Genomic DNA, 550 nt, shown 5'->3' with positions numbered 1-550 from the left:
TTTAGGAACAACTCCAGCAAACCCGATCTGGTACACAGTTCGCCGTGTAAGTGATGGTTTATCTGAAAATGTTTCTACTGAAGAAAGCAGTGAAGTGGTTGATTCACGTTTTCGACAAGGTGGGGTAGTTACTGAAGCAGAAGTAGCAGGTCAGTTAGAGTTTGAATTATCACTTGGAACATTTGATTTATTCCTAAGTGCATTAGCTTTTAATAACTGGGCAACGAATAGCTTAACCATTGGCGGTAATGTACGTAAGTCATTAACGCTGGTTAAAGTTTTCGAAGATGTTGGCCAAGTCTTTATTTATCGTGGAGTACAGGTTAATTCTGGTGAAATTACTATCCAGACCACGGGGAAAATCACTGGTAACTTTGGTCTTGTAGGTAGCTCGTTTACTCGTCAGCAAACGAACCCTGTAGTGAATCCGGTTGCAGCTTCGACTCGTCCGCTTGTCAGTATGCCGAACGTGGAAAACTTGCTTGTAAACGGCCAGTCAATTCAAGGCAAGGCATGTCTACAGTCTTTGACCATTTCTATTAACAATAAC

At 41.8% G+C, this 550-nt stretch carries 1 protein-coding gene; it reads left to right on the top strand.

The window, feature by feature from the left end; genetic code table 11:
• A partial coding sequence (locus R5R67_RS19545) for a phage tail tube protein (protein ID WP_318755216.1) occupies positions 1-550 on the top strand: 550 nt, incomplete at both ends.

This window comes from Acinetobacter sp. OYA S30 (assembly GCF_033599315.1).
GTDB lineage: Bacteria > Pseudomonadota > Gammaproteobacteria > Pseudomonadales > Moraxellaceae > Acinetobacter > Acinetobacter baumannii.
Note: the sequence above shows the minus strand (reverse complement) of the source record. Positions and strands in the feature narration are given on the sequence as shown.